General features: G+C 72.6%; 15 protein-coding genes. 12 read left to right on the top strand and 3 right to left on the bottom strand.

What is annotated here, in order from left to right; genetic code table 11:
* Nucleotides 1-114 precede the first annotated feature (114 nt).
* Complete coding sequence (locus ACYQ77_RS30375; RefSeq protein WP_459717171.1) at nt 115-753, top strand: hypothetical protein; 639 nt, start codon at nt 115-117, stop codon at nt 751-753.
* Here ACYQ77_RS30375 and ACYQ77_RS30370 read toward each other — a convergent pair.
* A complete protein-coding gene (locus tag ACYQ77_RS30370) occupies nt 741-1,520 on the bottom strand; it encodes an alpha/beta fold hydrolase (RefSeq protein ID WP_459717169.1) in 780 nt (259 codons plus the stop codon). The genes ACYQ77_RS30375 and ACYQ77_RS30370 overlap by 13 nt on opposite strands.
* A gap of 46 nt (nt 1,521-1,566) precedes the next feature.
* Here ACYQ77_RS30370 and ACYQ77_RS30365 point away from each other — a divergent pair, with 46 nt between their 5' ends.
* Entirely contained in the window at nt 1,567-1,998 is a 432-nt protein-coding gene (locus ACYQ77_RS30365; protein WP_459717168.1) for an MmcQ/YjbR family DNA-binding protein, read from the top strand.
* On the opposite strand, the gene ACYQ77_RS30360 is transcribed toward ACYQ77_RS30365, so the two are convergent.
* A complete protein-coding gene (locus ACYQ77_RS30360; protein WP_459717166.1) occupies nt 1,913-3,154 on the bottom strand; it encodes an MFS transporter in 1,242 nt (413 codons plus the stop codon). The two genes, ACYQ77_RS30365 and ACYQ77_RS30360, sit on opposite strands and share 86 nt — an antisense overlap.
* A gap of 70 nt (nt 3,155-3,224) precedes the next feature.
* Between ACYQ77_RS30360 and ACYQ77_RS30355 the strand changes: the two genes are divergently transcribed.
* Nucleotides 3,225-4,100, top strand: coding sequence for a winged helix-turn-helix transcriptional regulator (locus tag ACYQ77_RS30355; RefSeq protein WP_459717164.1), 876 nt, complete (start codon nt 3,225-3,227; stop codon nt 4,098-4,100).
* 4 nt (nt 4,101-4,104) lie between these two features.
* Here the strand turns inward: ACYQ77_RS30355 and ACYQ77_RS30350 are convergent, their stop codons facing one another.
* Nucleotides 4,105-4,800: an SDR family oxidoreductase gene (locus ACYQ77_RS30350; protein ID WP_459717162.1), complete on the bottom strand. Its 696-nt coding sequence runs from the start codon at nt 4,798-4,800 to the stop codon at nt 4,105-4,107.
* Between the two features lie 90 nt (nt 4,801-4,890).
* Here ACYQ77_RS30350 and ACYQ77_RS30345 point away from each other — a divergent pair, with 90 nt between their 5' ends.
* From ACYQ77_RS30345 to ACYQ77_RS30305, 9 genes are all read left to right on the top strand, one after another.
* Nucleotides 4,891-5,742 carry a LysR family transcriptional regulator gene (locus tag ACYQ77_RS30345; protein ID WP_459717160.1) on the top strand — a complete coding sequence of 284 codons (852 nt, stop codon included), beginning with the start codon at nt 4,891-4,893 and terminating at the stop codon, nt 5,740-5,742.
* Between the two features lie 114 nt (nt 5,743-5,856).
* The gene (locus ACYQ77_RS30340; RefSeq protein WP_459717159.1) at nt 5,857-6,588 is read left to right on the top strand and encodes a hypothetical protein; all 732 of its coding nucleotides are present in this window, start codon (nt 5,857-5,859) and stop codon (nt 6,586-6,588) included.
* An 82-nt stretch (nt 6,589-6,670) separates the two neighbouring features.
* The gene (locus ACYQ77_RS30335) at nt 6,671-7,357 is read left to right on the top strand and encodes a DUF6529 family protein (protein ID WP_459717157.1); all 687 of its coding nucleotides are present in this window, start codon (nt 6,671-6,673) and stop codon (nt 7,355-7,357) included.
* Complete coding sequence (locus tag ACYQ77_RS30330) at nt 7,357-8,151, top strand: Rieske 2Fe-2S domain-containing protein (RefSeq protein ID WP_459717156.1); 795 nt, start codon at nt 7,357-7,359, stop codon at nt 8,149-8,151. Before ACYQ77_RS30335 ends, ACYQ77_RS30330 begins: the two co-directional genes overlap by 1 nt.
* Before the next feature lie 100 nt (nt 8,152-8,251).
* Nucleotides 8,252-8,794, top strand: a complete 543-nt coding sequence (locus ACYQ77_RS30325) for a sigma-70 family RNA polymerase sigma factor (RefSeq protein ID WP_459717155.1) — start codon at nt 8,252-8,254, stop codon at nt 8,792-8,794.
* Complete coding sequence (locus tag ACYQ77_RS30320) at nt 8,791-9,486, top strand: anti-sigma factor family protein (protein ID WP_459717153.1); 696 nt, start codon at nt 8,791-8,793, stop codon at nt 9,484-9,486. Before ACYQ77_RS30325 ends, ACYQ77_RS30320 begins: the two co-directional genes overlap by 4 nt.
* Before the next feature lie 882 nt (nt 9,487-10,368).
* The gene (locus tag ACYQ77_RS30315; protein WP_459717152.1) at nt 10,369-11,094 is read left to right on the top strand and encodes a DUF4142 domain-containing protein; all 726 of its coding nucleotides are present in this window, start codon (nt 10,369-10,371) and stop codon (nt 11,092-11,094) included.
* Nucleotides 11,091-11,930, top strand: coding sequence for a ferredoxin (locus ACYQ77_RS30310; RefSeq protein ID WP_459717150.1), 840 nt, complete (start codon nt 11,091-11,093; stop codon nt 11,928-11,930). The genes ACYQ77_RS30315 and ACYQ77_RS30310 overlap by 4 nt, the downstream gene beginning before the upstream one ends.
* A complete protein-coding gene (locus tag ACYQ77_RS30305; protein ID WP_459717149.1) occupies nt 11,927-14,734 on the top strand; it encodes an FAD-dependent oxidoreductase in 2,808 nt (935 codons plus the stop codon). Before ACYQ77_RS30310 ends, ACYQ77_RS30305 begins: the two co-directional genes overlap by 4 nt.
* Nucleotides 14,735-14,771: the final 37 nt, after the last annotated feature.

The following is a 14,771-nucleotide window of genomic DNA, read 5'->3' as shown; positions in this document are numbered from 1 at the left end:
CCTGTGGAATTCCCGTGCTGCGGTTCCGCACGGGGTGGCTTCCGCTGTGGACCGGCGTCGCGGTCCGGGACTGATTCCTGTCGCTACACTCCGGGCCCCTACGAAGGGGGCGGCGTGGACGCGAGGCTCATCCGGGCGAACGAGTTGTACGAGCGGGCCGTGTTCCGCGGTGACGACGACGCCCTGGCTGCCGCCGATCGGGAGCTTGACGGGGTCGAGGCCGACCTCGCGCTTGCCCGGGGGCGGGTCGTGCACGCGCGCTTCCTCGCCCGGCGGGTCGAGGATCCCGCCGAGTTGCCGCTCTTCGAGCAGGCCGCCGCGCTGTGCCGGCGCGTCGGGGACGAGCGCGGGGAGGCCGAGGCCCTGTTCTGGGTCGGCACCTTCCACCAGGTGGTCCGCGGCGACCACGACACGGCCGCGCCCGTTCTCGCGCGCGCACGCGAACTCGCCACCAAGGCCGGTGACGACCTCACGCTCTCCTACGTCCTGCGGCACCTCGGCTTTGTCGAACAGGCCGAGGGGCGGGTGCCCGCCGCGCGGGAGCTGTTCCTCGAGTCGACCGCGTTGCGGCGCGAGGTGGGGTTTCACGCCGGGGTAGCCGCCAACCTCGTCGGGCTCGCCTACCTCGCCGACGAGCCCGCCCAGGCGCGGGCGTACCTCGACGAGGCCGCCGCCGTGGCCGCGGAGTGCGGCGCCGACGCGGTGCTGGGCTGGGTCGCCGAGGCGCGTGGCACGCTCGGTCAGGACTCGTAGGCGACGCGGTCCAGCCACTCCGACACCAGCGCGTCGAACAGCGCCGGCTGCTCGAACTGCAGGTTGTGGCCCGCCACGTCGAGTACCGCGAACGTCGCCCTCGGGTAGTGGGGTAAGAGCGCCCACTGGTCCTCGTAGCCGACCACGTCGTCCTGCCTGCCCGTGACGATGAGGGCGGGTCTGCCGAACTTCTCGCCGCCTTCCGGTTCGTCGGTCAGCAGCCACCGCTGCCGGACGCGGGCCATGGCCTCCTCGTCGGCCGCAGCGAGGCCCGGTTCGATCTCCTCCTCGAAGCGGCGCAGCGTCTCCGCCGTCTCGACCACCGCGATCGAGCTGAACTCGGCGTTCTCCCGCAGGCCGGGCTCGCGGCGCAGCACCTGGCGTGGCGGCACGGTCCTCGTCGCGTGCTCGACCGCGGCGCCGATCGGGCAGATCAGCGCCAGCCCCAGCACCTGCTCGCCGAGCGCGCGGGCCAGCCCGCGCGCGAGGTAGCCGCCGTACGACTCGCCGACCAGCACGAACGGCGTGGTGCCGATGGTGTCCGACACGAACGCGCGCACCGCGGCCAGCACGTCGTCCGACGACGCGATCGACGGTGGGGCAGGGGACTTGCCCATGCCGGGCAGGTCCGGGTACAGCCGCCGGTAACCCGGTCTTCGCGCGAACACCGGTTCCATGGAGCCGAGCATCAGGCGGTGGTCCGGGGTCCAGCCGTGCAGGGCGAGCACCGGGGTGCCGGTGCCGATGTCCACGTGGTGGAGGTTCATGCGGGGCATCATGCACGAGACCACCGACAATTCCGGGAGGCCGAGGATGCCGGACCGACCAGACGTGCCGGCCGACGTGCTCGGCCGGCTCCGCGCGCTGTGCCTCGCGCTGCCCGACGTCCACGAGGAACAGGCGTGGGTCGGCACCCGCTGGCTGGTCCGCAAGAAGACCTTCGCCCACGTGCTCGGCATCAGCGACGAGTACCCGCCCGCCTACGCCCGCGAAGCCCCCTACGTCGGCGACGCGACCGTGCTGACCTTCCGCTCGCGCGGCGACGAGCTGGCCGCGCTGGTCGGTACCGGTCACCCGTTCTACAAGCTGAGGTGGCACCCCGACGCCGTCGGCATGGTCGTCGAACCGGACGCCGACTGGGACGAGATCGGCGAACTGCTCACCGAGAGCTACTGCCTGCGGGCACCGCAGAAGCTGGTGGCGCGGGTTCGTCGGCCAGGTCCCGCAGCCGGCGGACCGGGCTGAACCACAGGAGCACCGGGCACGCCAGCGTCAGCAGGCACGCCACCCACAACGCGCTCCGCGAACCGATCGCCGTCGCCACCAGGCCGCCCATCAGCGCGCCGAACGGGATCGCGCCCCACGACACGAACCGCACGGTCGCGACCACCCGCGACAGCAGCTCCGGCGGGCTCGCCACCTGCCGGTGCGTCCGCGCGTTGATGCTGAACACCACGACACCGATCCCGAAGCCCACGTTGGCCACGGCGAACAGCACCATGCCCGCCACACCCGCGCCGGCAGGCATCAGCAACGCGATCCCCGCGCCGCCGAACGCCGCCACGACCAGCGCCCGCGCACTGCCCAGCCGCGCCGTCAGCCACGGCGCCAGTGCGGCGCCGATGAGCGCGCCGAGCCCGTCGGCCGCGATCAGCACGCCCACCAGCGCGGGGGAGGCGTGCAGGTCACGCACCAGGAACACGGGGATCAGCGCCATCAGCGCGCCGTTCGCGAAGTTGTCGGCGGTCGCGCCGAGCATGCAGGTGCGCATCACCGGGTGCCGGACCACGAACCGCCAGCCCTCGCGGATCAGCGCGCCCATGCGCGGCCGGTCGGCGGGCGCGGGCGCCGAGCCGCGGGGCAGGCCGCGCAGCAGCACCGCCGACACCAGGAAGCTCACCGTGTCCACCAGCAGCGTCGGCACCGCGCCGAGCACCTGCACGACCAGCCCGCCGAGGCTCGGGCCGCCGAGCGAGGTCGCCGAGTGCGTCGCCGACACGAGGCTGTTGCGCGCGGTCAGCTCCTCGCGGCTGACGATGGTGGGCAGGAACGTGTTGGAGCCGACGTCGAACACGACGTTCGCGAGGCTGATCACCAGCGCGGCCACGACGAGGTGCGCGATCGTGAGGTGGCCGAGCCACCACGCGAGCGGGATCGAGCCGATCGCGACGGCGCGAACCAGGTCCATCGCCACCTGCGTGCCGCGCAACGGCAGCCGCTGCACGATCACCCCCGCGGGCAGGCCGACCAGCGCCCACGCCAGGTAGGTCGCGGCCGTGAGCAGGCTGACCTCGAACGCCGACGCGTCGAGGGTGGTCACCGCGACCAGTGGCAACGCGACCGCCGTGACCGCCGTGCCCGTTTGGCTGACGGCCATCGCCGACCAGAAGCGCCAGAACATGCACCCTCCCAAGTGAGTTCACAATGGGAACTGACTATATTGGGTGAGTGGCGAACAGGCGAGTGCGTTCATGAAGCACAGCGAGCTGGCCGACGCCGAGTGCGCCATCGCGCAGGCACTCGGCATCGTCGGCGACTGGTGGACGCTGCTGGTCGTGCGGGACATCGCGGGCGGTATCACGCGGTTCGACGACCTGCAGCGGGAGCTGGACATCAGCAGGAAGACGCTCACGGAGCGGCTGAAGTCGCTGGTGGCCAACGAGGTCGTCGAGAAGACGCACTACTCGGACCGGCCGCCGCGTTACGAGTACCGGCTGACCGACAAGGGCCGCGGCCTGCTGCCCGTGCTGATCGCGTTGCAGGACTGGGGCACGCGGTACGTGTCGGGCGACGGGTCGCTGACCGGGACGAGTGCACCGTCGTCGGCGGAGGCGCGGCGGGTGCACGGGCTGGTCGGCACACGCGTCCCGGTCGTCGGCCTGCTCGCCGACTCCGGCAAGCTCACCGAAGCCGTACCCGCGCAGTGGACGGTGCTCTACGCGTTCCCCGGCGCGTTCGCGCCCGGGGGCACCCCGCTGCCGCCCGACTGGGGCGACATCCCGGGCGCCCCCGGCTGCACGCTCGAGTCGGTCACCTACCGCGACCGGTACCCCGACTTCGTCGGTCACGACGTCGCGGTGCGGGGGCTGAGCACACAGCGGCCCGACCAGCTGCGTGCCTTCGCGGACCACGCGCGCCTGCCGTTCCCCCTGCTGTCGGACGAGGACCTCGCGCTGACCGCGGCGCTGCGCCTGCCCACGTTCCGCGCCCACGGCGTCGACCGCCTCAAGCGGCTGACCATGATCGTCGACCCGGCGCGCACCATCCGCGCGGTCCAGTTCCCGGTCACCGACCCGGCGGCCTCGGTCGACGAGGCCCTCGCCCAGGTCACGCGGCTGCGGGGGTAGCCGGCTACGCCAGGACCGTCCCGCCGTCCACGGTCAGCACCGTGCCGGTCGTCCACGCCTGGGTCATGCAGTACAGGTAGGCCGGCGCCACGTCCGCCACCTCGCCGACGCGCCCGGCCGGGATCGACGCCCCGACCGAGGCGTACATCGCCTCCCGGTCCGCGTCGGACATGCGCTGCCACAGCGGTGACCGCACCACGCCTGGCGCGACCGCGTTGACCCGCACCGGCGCGAGCTCGAGCGCGAGCGACCTGGTCAGCGCCTCGATCGCGCCGCAGATGCTCGCGCCGATCGCCCACCCCGGACCGCCGCGCGCCGCCGCGGTGCCGCTGGTGAGCGTGATCGACCCGCGCACGTGCGGCGCCGCGGCCTTGACCGCGCCGACCGCGCCGAAGTAGCGCAGCCCGAAGAACGTCCGCGCCGCGTCCAGGTCGAGGTCGGCCAGCGGCATCATCGACAGCGGCTCACCCGCCGTGTACACGAGGTGGTCGATCTCGCCCTGTGCCGCGAAGAACGCGTCGACCTGCCCGGCGTCGCCGAGGTCGACGACCGCGCCCGCCGCGCCCGGCAGCGCGGCCACCGCCTTGTCCACACTCGACCGACGGCTCGACGCGACGGTGACGTCGAACCCCTCCCGCACGGCGGCGGCCGCGACCGCGAACCCGATCCCCGACGTGCCACCCAGCACCACTGCCTTCATCTCCGGTGCTCCTTTCTCACACCGCCACGATGGGCCGGGCCCGGGGTGCGCGTCCAAGACCTGATCCGTCGGCTGTCATACCCTCGAGGTATGGACCTGGACCTGCGGAAGCTGCGGTACTTCGTGGCCGTCGCGGAACACCTGAACTTCAGCCGCGCCGCGGAGGAACTGCACATCGCGCAGCCGGTGCTGTCCCGCCAGATCCGCGCGTTCGAGCAAGAACTGAAGGTTCAGCTGTTCGTGCGGGACAAGCGGGCCACCGAACTGACCGCCTCAGGCCGTCAGCTACTGGCCGACGCACGCCCGCTACTGGCGGCCGCGGCAGGAGCAAGGCGCAGGGCCGTGCTCGCGGCACGCGAGAAAGGCGTGTTCACGGTCGGTTTCATGCCGGGTCTCATGGTGACCGGGGCGGTGCGTGCCTTGTCCGGTCGGCACCCGGAGCTCTCGGTCACGGTGCTGCGCACGGGCTGGGACGACCAGGTCGAGGTCCTGCGGGACGGACGGGCCGACGTCGGCTACGTGCGGCTGCCCGTGGACACCAGGGGGCTGCGCGTCGAGCCGCTGCTCACCGAACCACGTGTGGTCGTCCTGCCCGCGGACCACCGCCTCGCGGGCAAGGATTCCCTGTGCCTCGCCGACCTCGGCGCGGAGACGCTGTTGCAGGACCCCGCCGCGGTGCCGGAGTGGTCCGGCGCCGCGGCGGCACCGCTGAGGTCGTGGACCGTCGAGGAGAAGCTCGAGAACGTCGCCGCGGGACGGGGGATCGTCGTGCTGCCGTTGTCGACGGCGCGGTTCTACACCCGCCCGGACGTGACGTCCGTGCGCGTCGACGACCTCGCGGACAACCAGGTCTGCCTCGCGTGGGACAGCGCCCGGCGCACGCCGCTGATCGCCGAGTTCGTCGCCGTCGCTCAGGCGCACCGGGACACCGTCGCCGGGTGACGCCCCGAAGGCTGCCCGAAAAGTCCGCCTGAACCGGCGCAGTCGCCGGTACGTGTATCTCCCGAGCGGGTTGGTCGCTCATGTGTCGGCATACGCACGGACAGGGAGAAGGTCATGGCGCAGCGCGGTCCGCTGGTCACCGCCGTCGTCGTGGTGGCTGGGCTCGTCGGTCTCATGGCGGCCAACGCCTCCGGTGGGCTCGTCACGGCGGGTGACGCGCCGCCACCCGGTCAGGAGAAGGTCGCCGCGACCGGGACCGAGACCGCGGCGCCGACCACCACCACGGAAGCCGCGCCGCCGCCCACCACGACCGAACCGCCGCCACCGCCCGCGTCGACGACCACCACCGAGGAGCAGGCGCCGCCGAAGCCCCGGTTCCCGGCGGAGGTGGTGTACGCGGGCCGTGCCACGAACAGCGAGCTGGCGATCGCGGTCGCGGTCAAGGGGGACGAGGCCGCCGCGTACCTGTGCGACGGCGCCAAGGTCGAGTCGTGGCTGCGGGGCACGGCCGTCGACGGCACCGTGCGCCTCACGTCCAAGGACGGCGCCACGACGCTCACCGGCGAGCTGGTCGACAAGGACCTCAACGGCACGGTGTCGATCGCCGGGCAGCAGCAGCAGTTCAGCCTCGCGGTCGCGAAGGCGCCTGCCGGGCTGTACCGCGGCGAGGGCGGCGTGACCACGCTCGGCTGGATCCTGCTGCCCGACGGCACGCAGGTCGGTATCGCACGCAGCGCGTCCGGCACCGCGCCAGCACCCGCGCTGGACCCGGCGAAGGGCGCCGTCACGGTCGACGGCACGCGCATCACGGCCGAGAAGGTCTCGGGGGAGACCACGTTCGGCTGATCTCCACGGTTCCGCGGGGGAACCGAGCACGCGACAGAGGGTGCCGGGGGCGTGTTCCCCGGCAGCACGAAGGAGAACTCCGATGACCACGCGACCGCCTGAGCCGCCCGACTTCGGCCCCATGGGCCCACCGCTCGACTCCGACCTCACCCAGCCCGTGCCGGGGCACTGGCTCAACGAGACCGCGACCAACGTCGCGCCGGTGGCGTTCGAGGACGAGGACAGCTACGAGGACCCGCCGAACATCCGCGGTGTCGTCGTCGCGCTGTCGGCGGGCGCGCTCGTCGCCGTCGCGCTCGGCGTGTACGGCAACGTGCACGAGGGCACCGGTGAGGCGCTGAACCTCGCGGGCTTCTCCGACGGCCTGCACGCCAAGGCGTGGCTGGGGTCCGCCGCGTTCGTGCTCGCGATCGTGCAGGTCCTGTCCGCGCTGGCGATGTGGGGCAGGCTCCCCGGTTTCACCGCGGGCAAGGGCACCGCCGTCGTGCACCGCTGGTCGGGGCGCGTCGCCGTGCTCGTGTCGCTGCCGGTGGCCGCGCACTGCCTGTACGCCCTGGGTTTCCAGACCTTCGACACCCGCGTGCTGCTGCACTCGTTGCTGGGCTGCTTCTTCTACGGCCTGTTCGTCTGCAAGATGGTCGTCCTCACCCGCGACCGCACGCCCGGGTGGGCGCTGCCGGTCATGGGCGCGGCCGTGTTCACCGCGCTCGTCGGCCTGTGGGTGACGTCCTCCCTGTGGTTCTTCTCCGAGTTCGGGGTGAGTCTCTGATGAGTCACGAGATCCCCCGCCGCGCCGCGGTGGGGTTCGCTGTCGTGGGCGCCGCCTGTGCCGCCTGCACCCGGTACGGCGCGCCGGTGGCGCAGCCCCAGGCGCAGACCGGCACCCAGGAGGCGGCGCCGCAGGTGCTCGGCAAGGCCATCGACGTCCCCGTCAACGGCGGCGTGGTGTACCGCGACAAGAAGATCGTGGTGACCCAGCCCGCCAAGGGCGAGTTCAAGGGCTTCTCCGCCGTGTGCACGCACCAGGGCTGCGTCGTCGACGACGTCGCCGCCGGCACCATCAACTGCGACTGCCACGGCAGCAAGTTCGCGCTGGACGGCGCGGTCGAGACCGGCCCGGCGACGCGGCCGTTGCCACCGGTGGCGGTCAGCGTCAACGACAACGGCGACCTCGTGACGGGCGCGGCCGAAGCGCCGGGCACCACCGCGCCGGAGACGACCGACCCCGGCACGACCGAGCCGGACGCCCCGCAGGAGACCGCGCAGGCCACCGAGGCGCCCGCCGGTTTCGCGACGACCGCGGAGATCCCGGTCGGCGGCGGCAAGGTGTTCCAGGCTGAGCAGGTCGTGGTCACGCAGGCCGCGCCGGGGCAGATCCGCGCGTACTCGGCCGTGTGCACGCACCAGGGGTGCGTCGTCAACGACGTGCTCGGCGGCACCATCAACTGCAACTGCCACGGCAGCAAGTTCGCGCTCGACGGATCCGTGGCGCAGGGCCCCGCCTCCGCGCCGCTGCCCGCCGTTGCCGTTAAGGTGACCGGGGATCAGATCTCGTTGGCATGAACCGAACCCGGTTCACAACCGTGTTCCAGTCGTGAGCGAAGTTGCGTCCAGTACCCTGCTCATCGACCGGCCACTTGGGCAGGTGATGGCGGCCGTGGCAATGATCGGCAGACGTTCCCGGCGCGCGCGTGCCGCGAACCCGGCCGAGGACCTCATCAAGTCCCTCTACGCCGAACACGGCCGAAGCCTGCTGGACTACGCGACCCGGCTGACCGGCGACCGCGCCGCGGCCGAGGACGTCGTGCAGGAGACGCTGCTGCGGGCGTGGAAGCACGCCGACGCGCTGCAGTCCGGTGTCGGGTCGGTGCGCGGCTGGCTCCTCACCGTGGCCCGCAACCTCGTGACCGACCGGGCACGGGCGCGTGCGGCGCGGCCGACCGAGGTCAACCAGCCGATCGACGTGCCGGCCGCGCAGCGCGACCACGCGGACACCGTCGTCGACACCATGACCGTCCTGGGGGCGCTCGAGGGCCTGTCACCGGAGCACCGGGCCGTGCTCGTCGAGATGTACTACCGGGGGCGGACGGTGAACGAGACCGCCGCCGTGCTCGGCATCGCGCCGGGTACCGTGAAATCGAGGACGTATCACGCGGTCCGCGCGCTGCGGGCGACGCTCGGCCAATCGGGGGAGGTGCGCCGATGACCGGTCCCGTGCACGACCGGGCGCAACTCGGCGCCTACGCACTGGGCGTGCTCGACCCGGTCGAGGCACGGCAGGTGCACGAGCACCTCGCCACCTGCTTGGACTGCCAGCGCGAGGTCAACGAGCTGATGATGATCCGGCGCGCGCTGGACCAGGTGCCGCCGGAGGCGTTCGTCGACGGCCCGCCGGAGGACGGCGACCTGCTGCTGCGGCGCACGCTGCGCCAGGTCCGCGCCGAGGCACCGGCCCGCCGGGGCTTCTCGGCGGGCTTCGCGGTCGCGGCCGCCGTCGCGGTGGCCGTCGCCCTGGGTGGCGGCATCCTGCTCGGCCGCGAGACCGTGTCTCCCTCGCCGGTCGCCCAGCCGCCGACGTCCACGCTCCCGTCGAACGCGCGTCTCGCCGAGGCCACCGACCCCGGCACCGGCACGTCGATGACCATCGCGCTGGAGCCCAAGAAGGGCTGGGTGTGGGTGAACGCGACCGTGCAGGGGCTCGACGCCGGCCTGCACTGCGAGATGTACGTGGTCACCAAGGACGGCAAGGACATCCTCGCGGGCGGCTGGCTCGTGTCCCAGGAAGGCTCCGCCAAGGGCACCCAGCTCGAAGGCACCGCGGACGTCCCGCCGGACCAGGTCAAGGCCGTCGAGATCCGCACCCGCGACGGTCAGACGATGGTCTCGGTCCCGCTCTGACCGCTGGTTGTCCACAGCCCGGGTAGTTGTCCACAGGCGCGCCCCGCCACCCCCCGACTGTCGGTGGTCCCCGGTAGACTGGCATGGCGGGTGGCCCCCGGGATCGGGTGGGGGTTGCCATCGCGCGCGAGCGGCGTGGGCCGACCCCGGCATGCCGGGCGCTGCGCGCCCGGCCCCGCGAAGCGGGGCGAAGCCCCAACACCCCCTGAGGGATGGCAGGCAGCCACGGACACCAGTCCTTGCCAACCCAACCCGAGACCAAACCCCCGCCATCCCGGAGACCAGCCCGTCCGGCGAGGACCCCCCGGAGGGAAAACCCAGGCAAGGCACACCACCAGCAGCCAAGGAACGAACCCATCCGACTGCGACGCCACCCTGTCGGGGACGGGTGGGGATACCTCACGCTTCTCGCTGATCAGTGGACGTCGATGCCGAGGCCGGGGCCCCGCTCGCACACAACCCCGCGGCGACGCCGTCCCGCACCCGTTCGGCCGCAGGCCGATGACTGGCGGTCGCCGGGCCGAGAACGTCACACCAGGTCAGCTCGATGTGACCTAGACCACACATCTCCGAGTGGGCGATCTGAACGTAGGTGCCGTTACCAAACGTATATACGGGTAGCACCTGCAACGAGGCGTGCCTGAAACAAAAATCTTGACGCCGCGTAATCGTTCTGATATCTACTGCAGAGGAGTTCATCCATGAGGATGCAGAGCTCTAGAGTTGCCGGACTCGCAGTGCTGGCAACGATCTCCGCGCTCCTCCTCGGTGGCTGCCAGCTGCGCGAAGGTGCCGCGAGTGAGTACGGCGAGCCGCAAGGCATGGCGAAATCGGCCGGCCAACACGAAATGGGCGGAAACTGAGTCGCCGGTGAACAGAGCCATGCGACGCAGAATTGTCCGCTGGTCCGTTGCCGCGTTCCTCGTGTTCCTCGGCGCCGCCTGCCCCGCGGTGGGCGTGGCCATGGCGAGCACCAGCCAGGCGCAGCCCGACCAGCAACGGGCCGCACAGACCATCTCCCCGCTCGACCGCGAGTTCCTCACGGTGATCAACTTCGCCAACCTGTGGGAGATGCCCATGGGCAAGCTCGCCACCGAGCGCGGCAACTCCCAGGCCGTCCGCGACACCGGCGCGGTCATCGCCGCCGACCACACCAAGCTCGACGGGGTCGTGAACCAGCTCGCCGACCGGTTCGGCGTCCGGCTGCCCGACCAGCCGTCCTCGTCCACGCAGGCGTGGATGAACGAGATCTCGTCCAAGACCGGCGAGGACTTCGACAACGCCTTCGCCGACCGGCTGCGCGCCGCGCACGGCACCGTGTTCGGGCTGATCGCCGAGGTCCGCGCGGGCACCCGCAACCCGGTCATCCGCGACTTCGCGACCCAGGCCAACGACATCGTGATGAAGCACATGACCCTGCTCGAGGGCACCGGTCACGTCAGTGTGGAGCACGGCATGTTCGCCGAGGCCGCGGCCCGTCAGATCAGCTACCCGGAGAACACGTTGACACGTGGCGACCTACTGCTCGCCGGCGTCGTCGCCGTACTGATGGCGGCGGCCACGATCGGCATCGTGCGGACCTTCAGCGCACCGGGGCCCGCCGAATGATCGATATCGCACTGCCGCAGCACGACATCGGGGTACGCGAGGTCGCCGCGCTGTCGGCACGGGCCTCCTACGTCTTCATGTGCCTGACGCTGTGCTGGGGCGTCCTCACCGCGACCGGCTGGATCAAACGGCTCACCGGCCACCAGGCCATCCGCTCGGCGCACATGATCCTCGCGACCTTCACGCTCGCGACCGGCGTCACGCACGCGATCGTGTTCCTGCTGCTGCGGGAACAGGGCCTGGACGTCTTCGGCATCGCGGTGCCGTTCGCCGGCCTGGCCCGCCACGCGCTCGGCATCCTCGGCCTCGAGCTCATGATCGCGATCACGATCACCACCGGCATGCGGCGGTTCATCCGCTACCGCAACTGGCTGCGGTTCCACCAGCTCGCCTACGTCGCGGTCGGCATGGTCGTCGTGCACTCGTGGTTCGGCGCCATCCACAACGGGCACCTCGCGCTGCTGTGGCTCGGCGGCATCACGGTGCTCACCCCGGCCGTGACGCTGACCGCGCTGCGGTTCCTGCCGCCGAAGATGCTGATCCGCGCCGGGCTGCTCGCCGCGGCCCCCGCCACCACCGGCACCCAGCTGGCGGTCGTCGAGCCCCCGCCACCCGGGCCGCGCGTCGGGCGCAAGGTGCAGGTGAGCGTCGACAACCAGCGCTGCAAGCGGTACGGCATCTGCCAGGCCGAGTCCCCGCAGCTCTTCCAGCTCATGGAAGACGGACGACTGCGCTACGTCCGTGACCCCGACACCGACAGCCGCGCCCAGGCGCAGGCGGCGGCACGGTCCTGCCCCATGCAGGCCATCCAGTTGCAGGAGGTACGCACCCGATGAACCGGGACGAACGGATCGTCGTGGTCGGCGCGGGCCTGACCGGCCTGCGCGCCGCGGAACGGCTCCGTGAGCTCAAGTTCGAGGGCGAGATCATGATCCTCGGCGACGAGAAGCTGCCGCCGTACCACCGGCCCGCGCTGTCCAAGCAACTGCTCATGGGCACGCTGCGGTCCAGCGATCTCACCCTGCCCGCGTACGAGGACCTCAACGCCAAGTGGCGGTTCGGCACGCAGGTCCGGCAACTGGTGCCGCACAACAAGGTCCTGCACCTGCCCGGCGGCGAGGAGCTGACCTACGACGGTCTCGTCATCGCGACCGGCGTGGAGGCCAAGCGCCCCAACGACCTGCCCTACTACGACCCGCGCGTGCTCGTGCTGCGCACCATGGCCGACGGGCTCGACCTGGAGCGCGTCATCGGCTCCACGAAGGGCCGCGTCGCCGTCGTCGGCGGCGGCTTCACCGGCTGCGAGATCGCGGCGAGCCTGCGGTACCTGTCCCGCGAGGTGACGCTCATCGGCCGCCAGAACACGTTGCTGGGCAACGTGCTCGGCCCGGAGCTCGGCGAATGGCTGACCAACCTGCACCGCGACCACGGCGTCGACCTGGCGCTGGGCAACTCGGTGCAGGAGTGGTCGCCGGGGCCCGAGGGCATCGGCCTGCGGCTGACCGACGGGTCCACGTTGCTCGCGTCGTGCGTGGTGGTCGCGGCGGGCACGGTGCCCATGACGGGCTGGCTGCGTGGTTCCGGTCTGCCGCTGGACAACGGCGTGGTCTGCGAGCCCACGTGCCACGTGGTCGGCGCCGAGGACGTCGTGGCCGCCGGTGACGTCGCGCAGTGGCCGAACCTGCGGTTCGACAACGTGCCCCGCCGCGTCGAGCACTGGCTCAACGCGGTCGAGATGGGCCGCGCCGCCGCGGAGAGCCTGCTCGCGGGCCGTGCCGAGGCCGAGCCGTTCACCCCGATGCCGCGGTTCTGGACCGAGCAGTACGGCGTGCGCATCCAGGCGGCAGGCATGCCGAAGCTGGGCAAGGACATCATCACGCTCGGCACGCCGGACGAGGGCACCGGCACCGTGTACGGGTACTCCAAGGAGGGCCGCCTGATGGGGGTGGTCGGCCTGGACTGCCCGTCGTCGGTGCTGGCGTGGACCGACAGTGTGAGCAGGCAGAACCCGGCGCCGCGCCCCCGCACGGCACCGGCGGAGAAGTCGCCCGCGGTCAGCGTCGGCGGCCAGGCCAAGCGCGGCAAGGGCCGGCATTCGTTGCCGCCCAAGGACAAGCAGCCGCAACGTGCGGAGAAACGCGAGCACGAGATCGCGTACGTCGAGGAGCCGCCGTCCGTCGGCGTCGGCACCGGGCAGGTGCCGGATGGGCGGCCGAAGAACGTGGTCGACTCGTTCAGCCGCATGCTGCCGGTGAAGGTGCGGCCCGGCGCGGGCCCGCTGCCGCCGTCGAACCGCGGCCCCGTGCGCGGCGCCCCGGTCCTGCCCCCGCCGGGGACGCCGGTGCCGCCACCCGGTGTGCCGGTGCCGCCCCCGGTGCACGGGCGGGCGAGGAACGGGGCCCCGGTGCCGCCGTTCGCCCCACCGCGGAACGGCAGGCCCGCGCTCGGCCCGGCGACGGGTGGTCGCGCCACACCGCCGCGGTTCCGGGCCGTGCCCGAGCCGCTGAGCGGGCGGCTGAGCGCGGACGACGCGCTCGCGATCGACGTGACCGGGCAGATGGCGCTGCTCGACGCGAACGGGCATGTCCGCCAGCCGGAGTTCCACGACCCGGTCGGCGGTCCGGAGACCATGGTCGAGGGCGTGATCCCGCCGGTCGGCCGCGGTTCGGACGGGTCGTTCGCGCAGCTCCCGCCCGACCCCTTCGTCGCGCCCGGCCCGGAGGCGTCCTTCAGCGGCATGCCGCCGGTGCGCCGGACCGCCGACGCGCGCAGCGGGATGCCGCCCGCGCGCGGTGGGGTGCCGCCGGTGTCGCGGGGACCGGAGGATTCGTTCGGCGGCATGCCGCCCGCTCGCCGTGGCGCGGCCGACTCGCGGGGTGGGATGCCGCCCGTGCGCCCGGGCGCCGCGGACTCGCATGGCGCGATGCCTCCCGTCTCGCGGGGGCCGGAGAGTTCCTTCGGCGGCATGCCGCCCGTGCGCCGGGGCGCCGCCGACTCGCGTGGTGCGATGCCGCCGGTGACGCGGGGTGCCGAAGACTCGTTCGGGGCCATGCCGCCTGCCCGGGGCGGTGCGGCGGACTCGCGGAGCGCGATGCCGCCCGCGCGCCGGGGCGCCCCCGAGTCACGTGGCGCCGCGCGCGAGGACTCCTTCCGCGATGTGCCCGCGTCGCGGCGCGGTCCCGCCGACTCGTTCGACGCCATGCCCCCGGTCCGCCGGGGTGGCACGCGGGCGGGCTTCGGCCGCGACGACTCCCGCGGTCCCGAGGACCCGTTCCCGCCCCTGGCGCCCGCGGTCGGGGATTCACTCGACCGGATGCCGCCGGTCGGGGGAAGCGCCGACGAGACGTCCGTCGACGGCATGCCGCCCCGCCGCGCCACGGGCGCGCCGACCAACGGTGGCCGTGCCGCGCGGCGGCGGGCCGAGGAGCGGCTCTCCCGCACCATGGACCCGGCGCTGAGCAGCATGCGGCTCGTCCCGGCGCTGCCGAGCATGGACGACGCGTTCGACCGCGTCCCCAAGCACAGCAGGCCGGACGACGACTACCTCGTCCGCCCGCGCTTCGGGCCCGAGGACTCCTACGACCGGATGCCCGCTGTCGATCGTCCTGTTCGGTCCTCCGGGGGGCGGCGGCACGCCTGAACCACGCCTGACCTTCATCAATGCGGCCGCGTGTCGC

The sequence above is a fragment of the Actinophytocola sp. KF-1 genome (assembly GCF_054661535.1).
Note: the sequence above shows the minus strand (reverse complement) of the source record. Positions and strands in the feature narration are given on the sequence as shown.

What these genes read in the sequence shown, in the direction of transcription:
- ACYQ77_RS30325 (WP_459717155.1), top strand. Translation starts at nt 8,252, where the DNA reads ATGATCGGCAGACGTTCCCGGCGCGCGCGTGCCGCGAACCCGGCCGAG.
- ACYQ77_RS30310 (WP_459717150.1), top strand. Translation starts at nt 11,091, where the DNA reads ATGATCGATATCGCACTGCCGCAGCACGACATCGGGGTACGCGAGGTC.
- ACYQ77_RS30350 (WP_459717162.1), bottom strand. Translation starts at nt 4,800, where the DNA reads ATGAAGGCAGTGGTGCTGGGTGGCACGTCGGGGATCGGGTTCGCGGTC.
- ACYQ77_RS30320 (WP_459717153.1), top strand. Translation starts at nt 8,791, where the DNA reads ATGACCGGTCCCGTGCACGACCGGGCGCAACTCGGCGCCTACGCACTG.
- ACYQ77_RS30330 (WP_459717156.1), top strand. Translation starts at nt 7,357, where the DNA reads ATGAGTCACGAGATCCCCCGCCGCGCCGCGGTGGGGTTCGCTGTCGTG.
- ACYQ77_RS30345 (WP_459717160.1), top strand. Translation starts at nt 4,891, where the DNA reads ATGGACCTGGACCTGCGGAAGCTGCGGTACTTCGTGGCCGTCGCGGAA.
- ACYQ77_RS30370 (WP_459717169.1), bottom strand. Translation starts at nt 1,520, where the DNA reads ATGAACCTCCACCACGTGGACATCGGCACCGGCACCCCGGTGCTCGCC.
- ACYQ77_RS30335 (WP_459717157.1), top strand. Translation starts at nt 6,671, where the DNA reads ATGACCACGCGACCGCCTGAGCCGCCCGACTTCGGCCCCATGGGCCCA.
- ACYQ77_RS30305 (WP_459717149.1), top strand. Translation starts at nt 11,927, where the DNA reads ATGAACCGGGACGAACGGATCGTCGTGGTCGGCGCGGGCCTGACCGGC.
- ACYQ77_RS30315 (WP_459717152.1), top strand. Translation starts at nt 10,369, where the DNA reads ATGCGACGCAGAATTGTCCGCTGGTCCGTTGCCGCGTTCCTCGTGTTC.
- ACYQ77_RS30360 (WP_459717166.1), bottom strand. Translation starts at nt 3,154, where the DNA reads ATGTTCTGGCGCTTCTGGTCGGCGATGGCCGTCAGCCAAACGGGCACG.
- ACYQ77_RS30355 (WP_459717164.1), top strand. Translation starts at nt 3,225, where the DNA reads ATGAAGCACAGCGAGCTGGCCGACGCCGAGTGCGCCATCGCGCAGGCA.
- ACYQ77_RS30340 (WP_459717159.1), top strand. Translation starts at nt 5,857, where the DNA reads ATGGCGCAGCGCGGTCCGCTGGTCACCGCCGTCGTCGTGGTGGCTGGG.
- ACYQ77_RS30365 (WP_459717168.1), top strand. Translation starts at nt 1,567, where the DNA reads ATGCCGGACCGACCAGACGTGCCGGCCGACGTGCTCGGCCGGCTCCGC.